This is a genomic window from Phenylobacterium sp. (genome assembly GCF_036263695.1).
In the GTDB taxonomy this organism is placed as follows: Bacteria; Pseudomonadota; Alphaproteobacteria; order Caulobacterales; family Caulobacteraceae; genus Phenylobacterium.
Window position 1 is genome coordinate 1 of record NZ_DATAGM010000222.1, and the last position, 17,457, is coordinate 17,457.

The following is a 17,457-nucleotide window of genomic DNA, read 5'->3' on the forward strand; positions in this document are numbered from 1 at the left end:
CGCCATCTCGCGTCCTCCCCTTGGTTCACGCTCAAGCTCGCGGGCCCAAGCTGAACGCAGGGTGAGCGCCGGCCGTAGATTATGTCAAGGCGGAAACACAGTGTCAGAATCGTCACATGCCCATATACACGAAGGCCGCGCCCGTCGCCGGACGCGGCCCTGATCCGTGCCGAACTCGAGGGTTAGTGCTTCAGCGCGTTCCGGACGCCTTCCTTCATGCTGCCGACGCCCTTCTGGATCTTGCCTTCGGCCCGATCCATGTCGCCTTCGGCCTGCAGACGTTCGTTGTCGGTGGCCTTGCCGGCCGCCTGCTTCATCGAACCCTTGGCGTCCTTCGCGGCGCCCTTCATCTCGTCCTTGTGCATCGTGTCACCTGTTCAGCTCGAGGCGGGGGACGCCTCCTGCCGTAAGGTACGCAAAAGTTAAACCAGGGGTTCCGCAGGTCAGACTCAGTCGCCCCGCACCGTCCGGTCCAGCAGGTCCCTGAACGCGGCCATTGCGAGGGCGCGGGCGTCGGCGTCCTCGAGCAGCCGGCGGTTCTCGTTGTGGCCGAGGAAGAAGCTCTTCATCTGGAAGGCGGCGAGCTGTGCCTGAGCCTCGGATAGCGGCGGCTCGCGGAGGGACTGGAATTCCTTGACCAGGGTGCGGGTCCAGCGGCGCTGCTGGGTCTGCAGGACGTCGCGTAGGGGGCCGGGCTGGTCGTCCAGCTCGGAGGTCGCAGCCATGATCAGGCACCCGCCCTCGGCGTTCTCCACCTCGCTCCACGCGATCCACCGCTCGAAGATCGTTTCCAGCCGCGAACGGCCGGCCGGCAGCTGGCTGGCGGGGAGCCAGACATATTCGGCGAAGCGCTCCAGGGTCGACTGCAGCACCGCCAGCTGCATCGCCTCCTTCGAGTCGAAATGCTTGAAGAGGCCGCTCTTGGAGAGGCCCACCGCCTCGGCCACGTCGTTCAGGCTGACGACGGAGAGGCCGCGCACGGCGGCCTGCCGCGCCGCCTCGTCCAGGATCCTTGCCCGTGTGGCCTCGCCTTTTCGCACGCTGACGCTTCCTCCTTGACCAAAGTGAACGGTCGTGCTCTTTCTCAAGTTAGCGACCGGTCGTGCTCTTTTTTAGCCGAAGGACACGAACATGCAAAGGCTTGGACTTTTCCTCGCGGCCGCCCTGCCGGCTGCGATCGCTGCGCCGCACGCCCAGGCCGGCGAGACTTCCCGCCGTGAGGCCCAGCGCGTCGAGGCTGCCGCCGCTTCCTTGGAGACGGCGGTGGGCGAGGTCGCCTGGACCTGCGTCGGCGACCGCTGCGTGGGCGTGGGCCCGAAGCGGCTGGACTCGATGATGAAGGAGTGCCGGCGCGTCTCCGCGGCGGTCGGGCCGCTCGCCAGCTTCGAGCGCGGCGGGCGAAAAATGAGCGTCCGCGACGTCTCCACCTGCAACCGGCTGGCCGGCACGGCGGGCTACAACATCGCCGGCGCGGGGCGTTAGCCCGGGTCACTACGCCGCCCGGCGTTGCGCCAGCGCCGGGCGGCGGCTATTTCCCCGCCACCTCCCCCACTTCACGAGAGCGCGGACGCCCCATGGCGCAGCAGTACATTTTCCAGATGCAGGGCCTGACCAAGGCCTTCCCCGGCGGCAAGAAGGTCTTCGAGAACATCTGGCTGTCCTTCTACCCCGACGCGAAGATCGGCGTGGTGGGCGTCAACGGCTCCGGCAAGTCGACCCTGCTGAAGATCATGGCCGGGATCGACAAGGACTTCACCGGCGAGGCCCGGGCCGCCGAGGGCACCAAGATGGGCTACCTCGAGCAGGAGCCGCACCTGGACGAGAAGCTCGACGTCTGGGGCAACGTCATCGCCTGGTGTGAAGAGAAGAAGATCTTCGACAAGTACAACGAGGTCGCGGCCAAGCTCGGCGAGGACTACTCCGACGAGCTGATGGAGGAGATGACCAAGCTGCAGGAGCAGCTCGACGCGGGCGACCTTTGGGATATCGACTCCAAGATCGAGATGGCGACCGACGCCCTGCGCTGCCCGCCGAACGACTGGCCGGTGGACAAGCTGTCGGGCGGCGAGAAGCGCCGGGTGGCGCTGGCCCGGCTGCTGCTCTCCAAGCCGGACATGCTGCTGCTGGATGAGCCCACCAACCACCTGGACGCGGAGTCCGTCGCCTGGCTGCAGCACCACCTGGAGAACTTCCCGGGTTGCGTCATCCTGGTGACCCACGACCGCTACTTCCTCGACCAGGTCACCAAGTGGACGCTCGAGCTCGACCGCGGCAAGGGCATCCCCTACGAAGGCAACTACTCGGCCTGGCTGGAGCAGAAGGCCAAGCGCACCGCCCAGGAAGAGCGCGAAGAGGCGGGCAAGAAGCGCACCATCGACCGTGAGCTGGAGTGGGTCCGCTCCTCGCCCTCGGCCCGGCGATCCAAGTCCAAAGCCCGCCTGGCCGCCTTCGACGAGCTGGTCAACGCCGCTGAGCGCCAGAAGCAGACCTTCGCCCAGATCCAGATCCCGCCCGGCCCGCGACTCGGCAACGTGGTCATCGAGGCCGAGGACCTGGAGAAGGCCTACGGCGACAAGCTGCTGTTCAAGGGCCTCGACTTCAAGCTGCCGCCCGGCGGCATCGTCGGGGTGATCGGCCCGAACGGGGCCGGCAAGTCGACGCTGTTCAAGCTCATCACCGGCCAGGAGACCCCCGACGCCGGCGCCATCCGCCTCGGTGAGACGGTGAAGCTCGCCTATGTCGACCAGAGCCGCGACAGCCTCGATCCCAACAAGAACGTCTGGGAGGAGATCTCCGCCGGCCTCGACATCATGAAGGTCGGATCCCGCGAGATCCCCTCGCGCGCCTATGTCGGCTCTTTCAACTTCAAGGGCGGCGACCAGCAGAAGAAGGTCGGCCTGCTCTCGGGCGGCGAGCGCAACCGCGTGCACCTGGCCAAGACCCTGTCGTCCGGCGGCAACGTCATCCTGCTCGACGAGCCGACCAACGACCTGGACGTGGAGACCTTGCAGGCGCTGGAGAGCGCGCTCGAGGACTTCCCCGGCTGCGCCGTGGTGATCAGCCACGATCGCTGGTTCCTGGACCGGCTGGCGACCCACATCCTGGCCTTCGAAGGCGACAGCCACGTCGAGTGGTTCGAAGGCAACTTCGAAGCCTACGAGGAGGACAAGAAGCGCCGCCTGGGGGCCGACAGCCTCATCCCCCATCGGATCAAGTTCCAGAAGTTCACGCGCTAAACTTCGCGTGATCTCAGTGGCTTGCCCGCCACATGCGACGATGTGGTGGGCGCCCTGCTATGCGATCGCGAGCTAAGAGGCGAACTCGGCGTCGATGACGCGTCAGTTCAGTCTCGTGTGCCGAGGGCCGGGGGGCCCCGACCGCTCCGAGCGTAACCTTGTTTGGAGCGATCCATGGGATTCTACACCGGTACGGCTGCGGCCGACACGATCACCGGCTCGGCTGAAGCCGACAACATTCAGGGCTTCGACGGCGCCGACGTGCTGAACGGCGGCGCGGGCGCGGACATCCTCTACGGCGACGCAGGCGACGACCTGCTCGCCGGCGGTGTGGGCGACGACCGCCTCGAAGGCGGCGCCGGCGTCGACACCGCCGACTACACCGCCGCAACCTCGCCGGTTCTCGCCGACCTCGGCGCGGGCCGGGTCAGCGGCCCCTGGAACCAGGCCGACGGGGCCAGCCCGGCCGGCGCCGACACCCTGGTGGGCGTTGAGCGCGTGCAACTCACCGCCTTCGGCGACAGCGTCATCGGCTCGGCCGGCGACGACTACGTGCTGGGCGCGGGCGGCGACGACTTCATCGACGGTAAGGGCGGCGCCAACAGCCTGTTCGGCGACGACGGGAACGACACCGTCATCGGCGGCGCCGGCCAGGACATCCAGCGCGGCGGCGCGGGGGCGGACTCGCTCTCGGGCGGCGGCGAATGGGACTACCTGCACGGCAACATGGGCGCCGACACCCTGCACGGCGGCGACGCCGGCGACTGGGTGGTCGGCGGCCAGGACGGCGACCTGCTCTACGGCGACGCAGGCGACGACTACATCGTGGCCAACCTCGGCGCGGACACGACCTACGGCGGCGAGGGCGCGGACACCATCCTCGGCGGCCAGGCCGACGACCTGATGTTCGGCGACGCCGGCGCTGACTACCTGAGCGGCGACCTCGGGGCCGACACCCTGATGGGCGGCGACGGCGCGGACAGCTTCCGCTTCGCCGCCGGCACGGGCTCCGACCGCATCGCCGACTTCGACCGCGCGGAGGGCGACCAGCTCGTGTTCTCCGGCGCCACCAGCTACACCGCCGCCCAGGTGGGCACCGACGTCGTGGTGACCTTCGGCGGGGGCGAAGTGGTCACCCTGGCCGGCGTCAGCCAGGCCTCCCTGACCGCCGGCTGGATCGTGGTCGGCTAAGCGATACTCCGGCCGCCGCCCTGGTGCGGCGGCCGGAATCTCGCCTCTTCGCGCGGCTACCTGTCGCCGATCACCCGCACCCGCCGGAGCGGGCTCAGCACCCCGATCAGCGGCGCCAGCGCCATCCCCCCTACGGCGACGAACATCGCCCCGCGCAATCCGATCTGCGCGGCCAGCACGCCGCCCGCCAGCGCGCCGGCGATCCCCGCCGCGCCCTCCGCCGCGTGGAAGGTCGCGCCCACCCGCCCGAGCAGGTTCTGCGGCACCAGGCTTTGGCGCAGGCTGCCGGCCAGCACGATGGCCGCCACCGCCAGCCCGTCGCCGAGGATCTGCGCCGTCACCAGCGCGGCGGTTCCCATCACCGGGTCGGCAGGCGCGAGCGGGATCAGCACGTTCGCCGCGCCCCAGCCGAAGAAGCCGAGCAGGATGGCCGGTCCCACGCCCAGGGCGCGCGACAGCGAACCGGCCAGCACCGAGCCAGCCAGCGCGCCGGCCCCACCCGCAGCTATGGTGAGCCCGAGCAGCGACGGGGTGAGCCCCAGCGTCTGCAGGGCGAACACCACGTAGGTGGCCGCGAAGAAGCTGCCGAACAGGGTCATCACGGCGCTCATCAGCAGCAGGGCCCGGACCCGCGGCTCGGACCAAGCCGCCCCGGCGCCGGTCCGGAGGTCGCTCAGCAGCGTCGCCGGCGGCTCGGGCTCCGGTGTGGGCTCGGGCTTGCGTATGGCGCCCAGCAGCACGGCCGAAGCTGCGTAGGTCACCGCGTTCAGGGCGATCGCCGCCGGCGCGGTCAGCCACTGGAACAGCGCCCCGGCCAGGGCAGGCCCGCCGACCTCGGCCACCGACTCGGTCGCTGACAGCCGGGCGTTGCCCTCGGTCAGTTGCGATTTCTCGATCAGGCCGGGCAGGTAGGCGTGGGAAGCGATAGCGAACAGGGCGCTGGCGGCCGCCACCACTGCGGCCACCACGAAGATCTGCGCGAGGGTCAGCCAGCCCATCAGCGCGGCCACCGGGACGGTGGCGAGCACCGCCGCCCTCGCGAGGTCCATGCCGATCATCAGCCGCCGCCTCGGCCGCCGGTCCACCAGGCCGCCCAGCGTCAGCCCCACCGCCAGCCCGGCCGCGCTGCGCACCGCCGACAGCAGCCCCAGCGCCTGCGGCCCCGCCGACAGCGACAGCACCGCCGCGATCGGCAGCCCCTCCCGGGTGATCCGCGCCCCGAATTCGGCGACCCCCTGCGCGCTCCACAGCTTCAGGAAATCCAGGTGGCGGTTCAGCGAGGCGGGTGGGCCATCGTCGGCGTTCGGAACGGGCTGCATGACGCTCTCCCCTTTGCTTGGCTATAGGAGATGCAGCCAACGGAGAAGCCCATGAGCCAGGACGCGCCCCCTACCGTGATGATCACCAGCCCGGGGATGGCGGCCATGCTCGGGCGGCTGGAGGACCAGGGCTGGCGCGTGGCCAAAGCCTGGGAGCTGACCGACGAGGAGCGGGCGGCGGTGCGCGCCTCCATCGGGGCCGGTGAGCACGCCATGAAGCCGGAATTCCTCTCCACCCTGCCGAACCTTGGCCTCGTGGCCTGCGTCAGCGCCGGCTACGACGGGGTGGACGTGGACTGGTGCCGCGCGCGGGGCATCGAGGTCACCCACGCCAAGGGGATCAACGCCGAGGACGTGGCCGACCACGCCATCGGCCTGATGATCGCCGGCTGGCGCAACATCGCGGCCGGAGACCGGACCTTGCGCGCCGGCAAGTGGCGCGAGGGCGTCGGCTCGCGGCCGAGTCTCAAGGGCCGTAAGGTGGGAATTGTGGGCCTCGGCCATATCGGGGTCGCGATCGCCGAGCGCTGCGCCCCGTTCGGCCTGGAGGTGCGCTGGTGGGGCCCGAACCCCAAGCCCCAGGCGAAGTGGGAGCGGATTGAGAGCCTGCAGGCGCTGGCTGAATGGTGCGACATCCTGATGATCGCCTCGGCCGCCAACGCGCGGAACCGGCACATGATCGACCAGCCGGTGATCGAGGCGGTCGGCCCACGCGGCATGATCGTGAACGTCGGCCGCGGCTCGATCATCGACGAGGACGCGCTGATCGCCGCTCTGAAGGACAAGCGGCTGGGCCGGGCGGGGCTCGACGTCTTCGAACAGGAACCGACGCCCGCCGAGCGCTGGGCGGAGGTGCCCGGCACAGTGCTGACTCCGCACGTCGCGGGCGGGACGGTGGAATCCCTGCCCGCCATGGTCGCCCAGGCCATCGAGAACATCCGCCGCCACCTGGCGGGGGAGGAACTGCTGAGTCCGGTGTGACCCCTACCTCCGCCGCTCCGCGGGGGAGGTAGGATGGGGCCGCGTTCACCACACTTGACTTAATCACATAAGGATATCTTTATATCCCCATGGCGCTGTCAGCGAACCAGGCCGTGGAGATCTTGCGCGCCGCCGGCGAGCCGACGCGGCTGCGGATCCTCGCGCTGCTCGCCCGCGAGGAGCTGGCGGTGCTCGAACTCTGCCGCGTGCTCGACCAATCGCAGCCGAGGGTTTCCAGACATTTGAAGCTGCTCGCCGAGGCTGGCCTGGTCGAGCGGTTTCCCGACGGCGCCTGGGTCTTCTATCGGCTGACCACCGAGGGCGAGGCGCGCGAACTGGTTTCCGAGACCCTGGGGCTGATCGATCCCGCCGATCCGGTGCTGAAGCGCGACGCCGACCAGCTCTCGGCCGTCTTCGCCGAGCGCGAGAGCGAGGCGCTGGAATACTTCGCTCGCAACGCCGCCCGCTGGGACGAGATCCGCTCGCTCTACGTGGCCGAGAGCGACGTAGAGGCCGCCATCCTGGACGCCGCCGGGGAAGGGCCGTTCAAGCGGCTGGTGGACCTGGGCTCTGGCACCGGCCGGATGCTCAAGCTGCTCGCCCCCCACGCCGAGAAGGCGCTGGGCCTCGATCTCTCCCAGCAGATGCTCAATATCGCCCGGGCCGAGGCGGCCAGGGCCGGCCTGGAGGTCGAGCTGCGCCACGGCGACATCTTCGGCACCCGCCTGCCGTCCGAGTTCGCCGACCTGGTCGTCGTCCACCAGGTGCTGCACTACCTGTCCGACCCCGCCTCCGCCTGCCGTGAAGCCGGCCGCCTGGTGGCGCTGGGCGGGCGCTTGGTGATCGTCGACTTCGCCCCGCACAAGCTCGAATACCTGCGCGAGCAGCACCAGCACCGCCGCCTCGGATTCTCCGACAAGGAGATGGAGCGCTGGCTGAAGGAGGCGGGCTTGGCCCGTATCCGCGCCCGCGCCCTGCCGCCGAAAGGGGAGGGCGGGCTCACCGTCAAGATTTGGACCGCCGAGCGGGTCCGCCAACCGCAACGGAGCGCCGCATGACGCCCCAATCCACCGCCCTGGGCCCCGTGGCCCGCGCCGGCGCCCTGGGCGCCCCGCGCCCGAAAGTCTCCTTCGAGTTCTCCCCGCCCAAGGGGCCGAAGTCGGAAGCCAGCCTCTGGGAGGCCATCCGCCGGCTGGAGCCGCTGGAGCCGGAGTTCGTCTCGGTGACCTACGGGGCCGGTGGCTCCACCCGCGAGCGGACCCACCGGACGGTGGTGCGCATGCTGCAGGAGACGAGCCTCAAGCCCGCCGCCCACCTGACCTGCGTCGAGGCCAGCCGCGATGAGGTCGATGAGATCGTCCAGGCGTACTGGGACGCCGGCATCCGCCACATCGTAGCCCTGCGGGGCGATCCGCCCGGCTCCCTGGGCGGCGTCTACGTCCCGCCAGCGAATGGCTACGCCAACGCCACCGAACTGACGCGGGGTATCCGCACCATCGCCCCCTTCGAGGTCAGCGTCAGCCTGTATCCGCAGGTTCACCCGGAGAGCCCCTCGGCGGACCACGACATCGACGTGCTGAAGGCCAAGGTGGACGCCGGCGCGACCCGGGCGATCACCCAGTTCTTCTTCGACATCGACGCCTTCCTCCGGTTCATGGACAAGCTGCGCAAGGCGGGCGTGCAGATCCCGGTCTCGCCGGGGATCATGCCTGTGACCAGCTTCGAGGGGCTGAAGAAGATGTCCGTGTCCTCGGGCATCCCGCTGCCGGGCTGGATCGCCAACCTGTTCGACGGCCTCGACGAGGATCCGGAAACGCGCCGGCTGATCGCCGCCTCGGTGGCGGCCGAGATGTGCACCCGGCTCGCCGAAGAAGGCTATTCCGACTTCCACTTCTACACCCTCAACCGGGCCGACCTCGTCTACGCCATCTGCCGTGTTCTCGGCGTGCGCGAACAGCCCAAGTCCCCGCAGGAGGCCGCCGCATGACGCGCGCCGAACGGATCGAAAAACTCAAGGCCGCCGCCAAGGAGCGGATCCTGATCCTCGACGGCTCCTGGGGCGTGATGTTCCAGAAGCGGGGCCTGACCGAGGCGGACTTCCGGGCCGAGCGGTTCAAGGACCACCCGGTGAACCTGAAGGGCAACAACGACATCCTCTGCCTGACCCGGCCGGACATCGTCGGCGAGCTGCATGACGCCTACTTCGCGGCCGGCGCAGACATCTCGGAGACCAACACCTTCTCCTCCACCTCGATCGCTCAGGCGGACTACGAGACGCAAGGGGCGGTGAGGGACATCAACCTGGCCGGGGCGCGCATCGCCCGTGAGGTCGCCGACCGCTGGACTGCCAAGGAGCCGGACAAGCCCCGCTTCGTCGCCGGCTCCATCGGGCCGCTGAACGTGATGCTCTCCATGAGCTCGGACGTGAACGACCCGGGCGCGCGGAAGGTCAACTTCGACCAGGTCTACGCCGCCTACCGCGAGCAGGTGCTGGCGCTGCACGAGGGGGGGGTGGACCTCTTCCTCATCGAGACCATCACCGACACGCTGAACTGCAAGGCGGCGATCAAGGCCATCCTCGACCTCGAGGACGAAGGCCTCGAGTCGTTGCCGATCTGGATCAGCGGAACCATCACCGACCGCTCCGGCCGGACGCTGTCGGGCCAGACGGTGGAGGCGTTCTGGAACTCGGTGCGGCACGCCAAGCCGTTCGCCATCGGCCTGAACTGCGCCCTGGGCGCCGACCTGATGCGCCCGCACATCGCCGAGCTCGCCCGCATCGCCGACACCCTGGTCAGCGCCTATCCCAACGCCGGCCTGCCAAACGCCATGGGCGAGTACGACGAGCAGCCGGACGAGACCGCCCACTCGCTGCACGAATGGGCCGAGCACGGACTGGTCAACATCCTCGGCGGCTGCTGCGGCACGACCCCGGACCATATCCGCCACGTCGCCGACGAGGTGCGTGGGCTGAAGCCCCGTCAGCCGGCCCAGCGCGAGAAGGCGATGCGGCTCGCCGGCCTGGAGCCGTTCGAGCTCGCATGACAGCTCTGAGCGCCGTGGAGACCGAGCAGGTCCGCGAGATCCGCGCGCGCCTGAACCGCGTGCCCAAGGGCCAGCCGGGCGACAAATCCGTGGGGCCCCTGAGCAAGGGGTTCTTCGACGTGGCCGCCCGCGTCGGCCTGCCTGCGGCGCCGGCGCACGGGGCTCCGCCGGCTCCGGCGGAGGCGATGGCCGCGGCGGCCGAGGCGGACATGGCCGGACTGGCGCAGCTGGTCCGTCAGCTCGCCGCCTTCCGCAGCGCCTCGCCCGACAAATGGCGCCCCTACTTCGACGCCGGCGTCATGCAGGCGATCCTCACCCGCCGGCTCGTGCTCGGCGGCAAAGAGCGCATCTGACGCTATAGAAGCAGCCCCGAATCCGGGGACGAGCGGGAGCTTATGAGACCCACCTTCATCAATATCGGCGAGCGGACGAACGTCACCGGCTCGGCGAAATTCCGCAAGCTCGTGGCCGAGGGGAACTATCCCGAGGCGCTCAGCGTCGCGCGCCAGCAGGTCGAGGCGGGCGCGGCGATCATCGACGTCAACATGGACGAGGGCCTGCTGGACTCGGTCCACGCGATGACGACCTTCCTCAACCTGATCGCCGCCGAGCCGGACATCGCCCGCGTGCCGATCATGATCGACAGCTCCAAGTGGGAGGTGATCGAGGCAGGCCTGCGCTGCGTCCAGGGCAAGGCGATCGTCAACTCCATCTCGATGAAGGAGGGCGAGGCCAAGTTCATCGAGCAGGCCAAGGCCTGCCTGCGTTATGGCGCCGCCGTGGTGGTGATGGCCTTCGACGAGCAGGGCCAGGCCGACACCGCCGACCGCAAGGTGGAGATCTGCGAGCGCGCCTACCGCATCCTGGTGGACCAGGTGGGCTTCCCGCCCGAGGACATCATCTTCGACCCGAACATCTTCGCGGTGGCGACCGGCATCGAGGAGCACGACAACTACGCCGTCGACTTCATCGAGGCGACGCGGCGGATCAAGCAGACGCTGCCGCACGCCCGGGTCTCGGGCGGGGTGTCCAACGTCTCCTTCAGCTTCCGCGGCAACGAGCCGGTCCGCCGGGCGATCCACTCGGTGTTCCTCTACCACGCGATCGCGGCGGGCATGGACATGGGCATCGTCAACGCCGGCGACCTGCCGGTCTACGACGACATCGAGCCCGAGCTGCGCGAGGCCGTCGAGGACGTGATCCTCAACCGCAAGCCGGCGGGAATCTCGCCCACCGAGCGGCTGGTGGAGCTGGCGCCCAAGTACAAGGGGGGCAAGGGCCAGGCCAAGGGCCCGGACCTGACCTGGCGCCAGGGAAGCGTCGCCGAGCGTTTGAGGCACGCCCTGGTGCACGGCGTCACCGACTACATCGACGAGGACGTGGAGGAGGCGCGGGCCGCCTCAGCTCGGCCGCTGGACGTCATCGAAGGGCCGCTGATGGACGGCATGAACGTCGTCGGCGACCTGTTCGGCGCCGGCAAGATGTTCCTGCCCCAGGTGGTGAAGTCAGCCCGGGTGATGAAGCAGGCGGTCGCCTACCTGATGCCGTTCATGGAGGCCGAGAAGGCCGGCAAGCCGCGCGAGCACGCCGGCAAGATCCTGATGGCGACGGTCAAGGGCGACGTCCACGACATCGGCAAGAACATCGTCGGCGTGGTGCTGCAGTGTAACAACTACGAGGTCGTCGACCTCGGCGTCATGGTCCCGGCCGACAGGATCCTCGACACCGCCCTCGCCGAGAAGGTGCACATGGTCGGGCTGTCGGGCCTGATCACGCCCTCGCTCGACGAGATGGTGTTCGTGGCGTCCGAGATGGAGCGCCGCGGCTTCGACATCCCGCTGCTGATCGGCGGCGCCACCACCTCCAAGACCCACACCGCGGTGAAGATCGCCCCGGCCTATCCGTCGGGCTCCACCACCTACGTCCTGGACGCCAGCCGCGCGGTGGGCGTCGTCTCCGGGCTGATGGGGCCGGAGCGGGCCCGGCTCGAGGCCGAGACCCGCGCCGACTACGTCAAGGTCCGAGAGCAGTTCGCGCGCGGGCAGGGCAGCCGCGTGCGCGCCACCCTGGCCGAGGCGCGCGCCAACGGCTTCACTCCCGACTGGGCGACCTACGATCCGCCGGCGCCGACCTTCACGGGCGTGCGCGCCTTCGCGCCCTACGACCTAGCCGAGCTCGTCCGGCACATCGACTGGACGCCGTTCTTCGCCAGCTGGGAGCTGGTCGGCCGCTATCCCGACATCCTCCAGGACGACGTGGTCGGCGAGGCGGCCCGCAGCCTGTTCGCCGACGCCCAGTCGATGCTGCAGCAGATCGTGGGCGAGCAGTGGTTCGAGGCGCGCGGCGTGGTCGGCTTCTGGCCCGCCAACGCCGACGGCGACGACATCGTCGTCTACGCCGACGAGAGCCGCACGACCGAGCTCGGCCGGCTCCACACACTTCGCCAGCAGATGAGCAAGGGCGAGGGCGGCCGCGCCAACGTCGCCCTCGCCGACTTCGTGGCCCCGGTCGGGACCAAGCCCGACTGGATCGGCGGCTTTGCGGTGACCGCCGGCCACGGCGAGCTGGAGATCGCCAAGAAGTTCAAGGAGGCCGGCGACGACTATTCGGCGATACTTTCGACCGCGCTCGCCGACCGCCTGGCCGAAGCCTTCGCCGAGGCCCTGCACCGGCGCGTGCGGACCGAGCTGTGGGCCTACGCCCCCGACGAGCCGTTCGACCTCTCGGCCATGATCGGCGAGACCTACCGCGGCATCCGCCCGGCCCCCGGCTACCCGGCCCAGCCGGACCACACCGAGAAGACCACCCTCTTTCGGCTGCTGGACGCCACCACCCACACCGGCATCGAGCTCACCGAGAGCCTGGCCATGACCCCGCCGGCCGCCGTCTCGGGCCTCTACTTCGCCCACCCCGAGGCTCACTACTTCGGCGTCGGCCGCATCGAACGCGACCAGGTCGCCGATTACGCCCGCCGCAAGAGCTGGGACATCAAGACGGCGGAGCGCTGGCTGGCCCCGATCCTCAACTACGACCCGATGGCGGTGAAGGAGACGGCCTAGTCCTCTTTCCTCACCCGTTTAGGGCGCTTGCCGAAGCCAGCGCCAGCCGGCTGCAGAGCGGGTGGAGGAGGGGGCGAGCCGCCTGCGGGGCGCGACAAACAGCTGTCTTCTGGAGCGGGTGGAGAGACGTAGGCTGTGGCTTGCCCTCTCCACCGTTCGCTCTTCGCCTTGCTCGGCGAATGGTCCCCCTCTCCCATGAATGGGAGAGGAAAGAGGGGGGTTAGGCGGCCGGGGGTTCTTCCGTGGGCTCGACGGCCGCGGGTTCCGCCGGCGCCTCCGAGGCGACGGCTTCGGGAGGCGTTTCCACGGGTGCGGCGTCGGTCGCCGGCTCCGCCTCGGCCGGCGCCGCTTCCTCCTCGCCGCCGGCCCGGAAACCGGCGCCCATCAGCTTGGCGCGGTTCTCCAGCGCCACCGCGGTGCTCTCGCAGCGGGCGGGCAGGGCCCAGCTCATCCATTCCTGGGCGACGCGGGCCTTGGGCAGATTGGGGGCGGCGGCCCAGACGCCGCGACCCTTCTTCACCGCCTCGGCGCCGACGGCGTTGAGCGGGCGCAGGGAGGCCTTTTCGGCGGCTTCCATGGCGGCGGCGAACAGCTTCATCTGGCGGCGGCCGTCGCGCTGCATGTCGGAATAGACCTTCAGGTCCTCTTCCAGGGTGCGGCCGGGGGCGCGGAAGGTGCTCTCGATGCGGGTGACCTCGGGCATGACGTCGTCGTGCAACTCGAGATAGCCGCCGAGGGCGCCGTAGCACCAGGCGACGAGGCCGTAGTCGTCCCGCGGCGCGCCGGGCGGATACTTCGACTCGGCGGCGGTCGGCTCGGCGCCGGCGCCGCCCACGCTCTGAGCGGGCGCCTCGTCGGCCAAGAACAGGGCCAGAGCCAGGAACAGTGCGGACTTCACGCGGACCCCCCAAAGACTTCGTCAGGGCGGAGGACCAAACCCGCCTCCGCCGGGGGTTTCGATCTCGACCGCCTCGCCGGGCGCCACCTCGATGGAGAAGCACCCCGGGAGCTGTCTTACCGCGCCTGTCGGACCGATCAATCGCTGAGCGCCGGCCGCGCCCTGCCCGCCCCCGGCCACCCCCTGCGGCGGATGCTCGCGCCGGGTGGAGAGCAGCGCCGCCGACATCGGCTCCAGGAACCGGATCCTGCGCCGCGCGCCGTCGCCGCCGGGGTGGGCGCCCGGGCCGCCGGAGCCCTTGCGCACCTCGAACGTCTCCACCCGCACCGGGAACCGCCGCTCCAGGATCTCCGGGTCGGTGAGCCGCGAGTTGGTCATGTGGGTATGGACGGCGCTGGCGCCCGGCGCGTTCGCCGTCGCCCCGGCCCCGCCGCAGATGGTCTCGTAGTACTGCCGGACCTCGTCGCCGAAGGTGAAGTTGTTCATCGTCCCCTGGGCGCCCGCCATCACGCCCAGCGCGGCGTAGAGGGCGTCCACCACATGCTGGCTGGTCTCGACGTTGCCGGCCACCACCGCGGCGGGCGGGTTCGGGTCCAGCATCGAGCCCTTGCGGGTGAGAATCCGCAGCGGCTTCAGGCACCCCGAATTCAGCGGGATGTCGTCGTCCACGAGCGTGCGGAAGACGTAGAGCGCCGCCGCGTCCACGATCGCCGATGGGGCGTTGAAGTTGGACGGCAGCTGGCCGGCGCTCTCGGTGAAGTCGAGCACCGCCTCGCCGGCCGCGGCGTCGACCTTGGTGCGCACCACCACCTCGCCGCCGCCGTCCATCGGCGCGCGGGCGGCGCCGTCCGACAGCCGGTGGAGGGCCCGGCGCACGGCCGCCTCGGCGTTTTCCTGCACGAACAGCATGTAGCGGGCGACCACCTCGCGGCCGTGCAGGGCGATCATCTCGGCCACCGCCGCCGCGCCGGCCTGGCAGGCGGCGATCTGGGCCTTCAGGTCGGCGATGTTGCGGTCCGGCGCGCGGGCCGGCCATTGGCCCGAGGCGAGGGCGGCGCGGGTCTCGGGCTCGAGGAAATCTCCGCCCTGCATGATCGGCAGGGCGTCCAGCAGCACGCCCTCTTCGTCGATGGCCTTGGAGAAGGGGGGCATCGAACCGGGCTGCACCCCGCCCACGTCCGCGTGGTGGCCGCGCGCGGCGACATAGAAGGCGGGCTCGGCGTCGCCGGCCAGGAACACCGGCATGACCACCGTGATGTCCGGCAGGTGGGTGCCGCCGGCGTAGGGATTGTTGAGCGCGAACGCCTCGCCGGGCTTCAGGTTGGGGTGGCGGTCGCGGACGGCCCGGACGCTGGCGCCCATGGAACCCAGGTGCACCGGCATGTGGGGCGCGTTGGCGACCAGCCCGCCGTCGACGTCGAACAGGGCGCAGGAGAAGTCGAGCCGCTCCTTGATGTTCACCGAGTGGGCGGTCCGCTCCAGGGCCGCGCCCATGGCCTCGGCCACGCCCATAAAGCGGCGGTTGAACAGCTCGAGGGTCACGGGATCGGGCCGGTCGAGCGTGACCTGGGTCCGGGCGGCCGCGCCTTCGCGGACGAGGCGGATCAGGCCGTCGGCGTCGGCTGTCGCCCGCCAGCCGGGGAGGACGGCGATCTGGGTGTCGGGGCGGACGATGAGGGCGGGGCCGGAGACGTCGGACGCGTCGGCGGCGGGAATAATGGGCGCCTCGTCGCAGCCGCCCCGCACGAACATCCGCACCTTCCCACCGCTCACCCCGGCGAAAGCCGGGGCCCATGCTGAGTCGGTGGAGACGCCGCTTGGATCCCGACTTTCGTCGGGATGAGCGGATTGAGAGACAGCCTCCGCCTCCACGGTGGCGATCAGAACCGTGCGCGCCGGCTCGATGAAGCCGAACAGGCGCCGGTGGGCGGTCTCGAAGGCGGTGCGGACGTCGGCCAGCGGCCCCTCCGGGACCGGCAACTCGGCGTCGGCGCCGTCGTAGCGCAGGCGAAGGGTGCGGCGGACCTCGCCGGGGCGCGCGCCCTGGGCGGCGAGGGCCTCGCGGGCGTCCTGTTCGACAGCGTCCAGACCCTCGCGGGCGCGGCCGAGGCCGGCGTCGTCCAACGGCGCCTCGAGGCCCGCCAGCCGCAGGGCCGCGACCTGGGCCTGGCCGATGCCCCAGGCAGAGAGCACGCTGGCGTGCCGAGGGCACAGCACCTCGGAGATGCCCAGCGCCTCGGCCACCTCGCAGGTGACCTGGCCGGCCGCGCCGCCGAAGGCGACGAGGGCGTGGTCGCGCGGGTCGAATCCGCGCTCGGTGGAGATGCGGCGCACCGCCTGGGCCATCTGCTCCACGGCCACGGCGACGAAGCCTTCCGCCGCCGCCTCGGGGCTCTCCGCGCCCATCGCCTGGGCGAGCTCGGCGAGCCGCGCGCGGGCCGCGGCGGGATCGAGCGGGGCGTCACCCTTCGGCCCGAACACGCTGGGGAAAAAGGCCGGCTCCAGCCGCCCCAGCACCAGGTTGGCGTCGGTGACCGTGGCCGGACCGCCGCGCCCGTAGGCCGCAGGCCCCGGTTCGGCGCCGGCCGAGTGGGGGCCGGCCCGGGCGCGCATGCCGTCGAAGGTCAGGATCGAGCCGCCGCCGGCCGCCACCGTCTCCACGTCCAGCATCGGGCTGCGAACCCGCACCCCGGCGATCCGCGCTTGGTCCTTGCGCTCCAGCGCCCCGGCGAAGCGCGCGACGTCGGTGCTGGTGCCGCCCATGTCGAAGCCGAGCACGGCCTCCGCGCCCGCCGCCTCGGCGGTGCGGGCGACGCCGACCACCCCGCCGGCCGGGCCGGAGACCAGCGCGTCGCGGCCGCGGAAGGCCTCGGCCTTCACCAGCGCCCCGGCCGAGGTCATGAAGTAGAGCGGCGCCCCGCCCACCGCCCCGGCCACCTTGCGGACGTAGGCCTGCAGGATCGGCGTGAGGTAGGCGTCGGCGACCGTCGTCTCGGCCCGCGGCACGTAGCGGGGGAGGGGCGAGACCTCGCTGCTGAGCGCCACGAACTCGAAGCCGGCGGCGCGGGCGATCTCGCCGGCGGCGCGCTCGTGCTCGGGGTTGAGGTCGGAATGCAGGAAGGCGATGGCCGCCGAGGTGAAGCCCTCCGCCCGCGCCTCCGCGAGCTTGCGGGCAAGGTCGTCGACATCCAGCGGACGCACGACGGCGCCGTCGGCCGCCAGCCGCTCCTCCGCCTCCACAACGCCCGCGTACAGAGGCTCCGGCCGACGGATGTCGAGGGCGAACAGGTGCGGCCGGGCTTGGTCGCCGATCAATATGGCGTCCCGGAAGCCGGCGGTGACGACCAGCAGGGTCTTGGCCCCGCGCCGCTCCAGGAGCGCGTTGGTGGCCACCGTGGTGCCCATCTTGATCGCCTCGACCTTCTCGGCTGGGAACGGCGCGCCAGGCTCGGCCCCCAGCACCCGCCGCATCGCCTCGACGGCGGCGTCCTCGTACGCCGGGGACGCCGACAGCAGCTTCAGCGAGACCTCCTCGCCGTCCGGCGAAAGTCCGATCACGTCGGTGAAGGTGCCGCCGCGGTCGATCCAGAAGTTCCAACGCCTGTCCAAAGCTTAACCTTTCGGGCGCTCAAATGACGTTGTCATGCCCGCGCCACGTCCTTTAAGGGTTCGAATACTCGCATGAGCTTTTGGCGCAACATTGCGGGGCTGGCGGTGCGCCGTAGCGT

At 70.6% G+C, this 17,457-nt stretch carries 14 protein-coding genes; 9 read left to right on the plus strand and 5 right to left on the minus strand.

Features of this window, described 5'->3' with window-relative positions; genetic code table 11:
- Nucleotides 1-182: 182 nt before the first annotated feature.
- Together VHK87_RS09005 and VHK87_RS09010 are read right to left on the minus strand one after the other, a co-directional pair.
- Nucleotides 183-365 carry a CsbD family protein gene (locus VHK87_RS09005; protein ID WP_329634564.1) on the minus strand — a complete coding sequence of 61 codons (183 nt, stop codon included), beginning with the start codon at nt 363-365 and terminating at the stop codon, nt 183-185.
- A gap of 84 nt (nt 366-449) precedes the next feature.
- A complete protein-coding gene (locus VHK87_RS09010) occupies nt 450-1,040 on the minus strand; it encodes a TetR/AcrR family transcriptional regulator (protein ID WP_329634565.1) in 591 nt (196 codons plus the stop codon).
- A gap of 91 nt (nt 1,041-1,131) precedes the next feature.
- Between VHK87_RS09010 and VHK87_RS09015 the strand changes: the two genes are divergently transcribed.
- The 3 genes from VHK87_RS09015 to VHK87_RS09025 all read left to right on the plus strand — a co-directional run bounded on the left by VHK87_RS09015 (nt 1,132) and on the right by VHK87_RS09025 (nt 4,427).
- Nucleotides 1,132-1,482, plus strand: a complete 351-nt coding sequence (locus tag VHK87_RS09015) for a CC_3452 family protein (protein WP_329634566.1) — start codon at nt 1,132-1,134, stop codon at nt 1,480-1,482.
- Nucleotides 1,483-1,574: 92 nt separating this feature from the next.
- Nucleotides 1,575-3,236 carry an energy-dependent translational throttle protein EttA gene (gene ettA, locus VHK87_RS09020; RefSeq protein WP_329634567.1) on the plus strand — a complete coding sequence of 554 codons (1,662 nt, stop codon included), beginning with the start codon at nt 1,575-1,577 and terminating at the stop codon, nt 3,234-3,236.
- A gap of 174 nt (nt 3,237-3,410) precedes the next feature.
- Nucleotides 3,411-4,427, plus strand: a complete 1,017-nt coding sequence (locus VHK87_RS09025; RefSeq protein ID WP_329634568.1) for a calcium-binding protein — start codon at nt 3,411-3,413, stop codon at nt 4,425-4,427.
- Between the two features lie 56 nt (nt 4,428-4,483).
- Here the strand turns inward: VHK87_RS09025 and VHK87_RS09030 are convergent, their stop codons facing one another.
- Nucleotides 4,484-5,746, minus strand: a complete 1,263-nt coding sequence (locus VHK87_RS09030; protein ID WP_329634569.1) for an MFS transporter — start codon at nt 5,744-5,746, stop codon at nt 4,484-4,486.
- A 51-nt stretch (nt 5,747-5,797) separates the two neighbouring features.
- Here VHK87_RS09030 and VHK87_RS09035 point away from each other — a divergent pair, with 51 nt between their 5' ends.
- From VHK87_RS09035 to metH, 6 genes are all read left to right on the plus strand, one after another.
- Nucleotides 5,798-6,727 carry a 2-hydroxyacid dehydrogenase gene (locus tag VHK87_RS09035; RefSeq protein WP_329634570.1) on the plus strand — a complete coding sequence of 310 codons (930 nt, stop codon included), beginning with the start codon at nt 5,798-5,800 and terminating at the stop codon, nt 6,725-6,727.
- Nucleotides 6,728-6,816: 89 nt separating this feature from the next.
- Nucleotides 6,817-7,785: a metalloregulator ArsR/SmtB family transcription factor gene (locus VHK87_RS09040; protein ID WP_329634571.1), complete on the plus strand. Its 969-nt coding sequence runs from the start codon at nt 6,817-6,819 to the stop codon at nt 7,783-7,785.
- Nucleotides 7,782-8,714 carry a methylenetetrahydrofolate reductase [NAD(P)H] gene (metF, locus tag VHK87_RS09045; RefSeq protein ID WP_329634572.1) on the plus strand — a complete coding sequence of 311 codons (933 nt, stop codon included), beginning with the start codon at nt 7,782-7,784 and terminating at the stop codon, nt 8,712-8,714. The genes VHK87_RS09040 and metF overlap by 4 nt, the downstream gene beginning before the upstream one ends.
- The gene (locus VHK87_RS09050; protein WP_329634573.1) at nt 8,711-9,772 is read left to right on the plus strand and encodes a homocysteine S-methyltransferase family protein; all 1,062 of its coding nucleotides are present in this window, start codon (nt 8,711-8,713) and stop codon (nt 9,770-9,772) included. Before metF ends, VHK87_RS09050 begins: the two co-directional genes overlap by 4 nt.
- Nucleotides 9,769-10,125, plus strand: a complete 357-nt coding sequence (locus VHK87_RS09055; protein WP_329634574.1) for a hypothetical protein — start codon at nt 9,769-9,771, stop codon at nt 10,123-10,125. The genes VHK87_RS09050 and VHK87_RS09055 overlap by 4 nt, the downstream gene beginning before the upstream one ends.
- A 42-nt stretch (nt 10,126-10,167) precedes the next feature.
- Nucleotides 10,168-12,831, plus strand: coding sequence for a methionine synthase (metH, locus tag VHK87_RS09060; RefSeq protein WP_329634575.1), 2,664 nt, complete (start codon nt 10,168-10,170; stop codon nt 12,829-12,831).
- A 220-nt stretch (nt 12,832-13,051) separates the two neighbouring features.
- Here the strand turns inward: metH and VHK87_RS09065 are convergent, their stop codons facing one another.
- A complete protein-coding gene (locus VHK87_RS09065) occupies nt 13,052-13,729 on the minus strand; it encodes a hypothetical protein (protein WP_329634576.1) in 678 nt (225 codons plus the stop codon).
- A 21-nt stretch (nt 13,730-13,750) separates the two neighbouring features.
- Complete coding sequence (locus VHK87_RS09070; protein WP_329634577.1) at nt 13,751-17,338, minus strand: hydantoinase B/oxoprolinase family protein; 3,588 nt, start codon at nt 17,336-17,338, stop codon at nt 13,751-13,753.
- Nucleotides 17,339-17,457 lie beyond the last annotated feature (119 nt).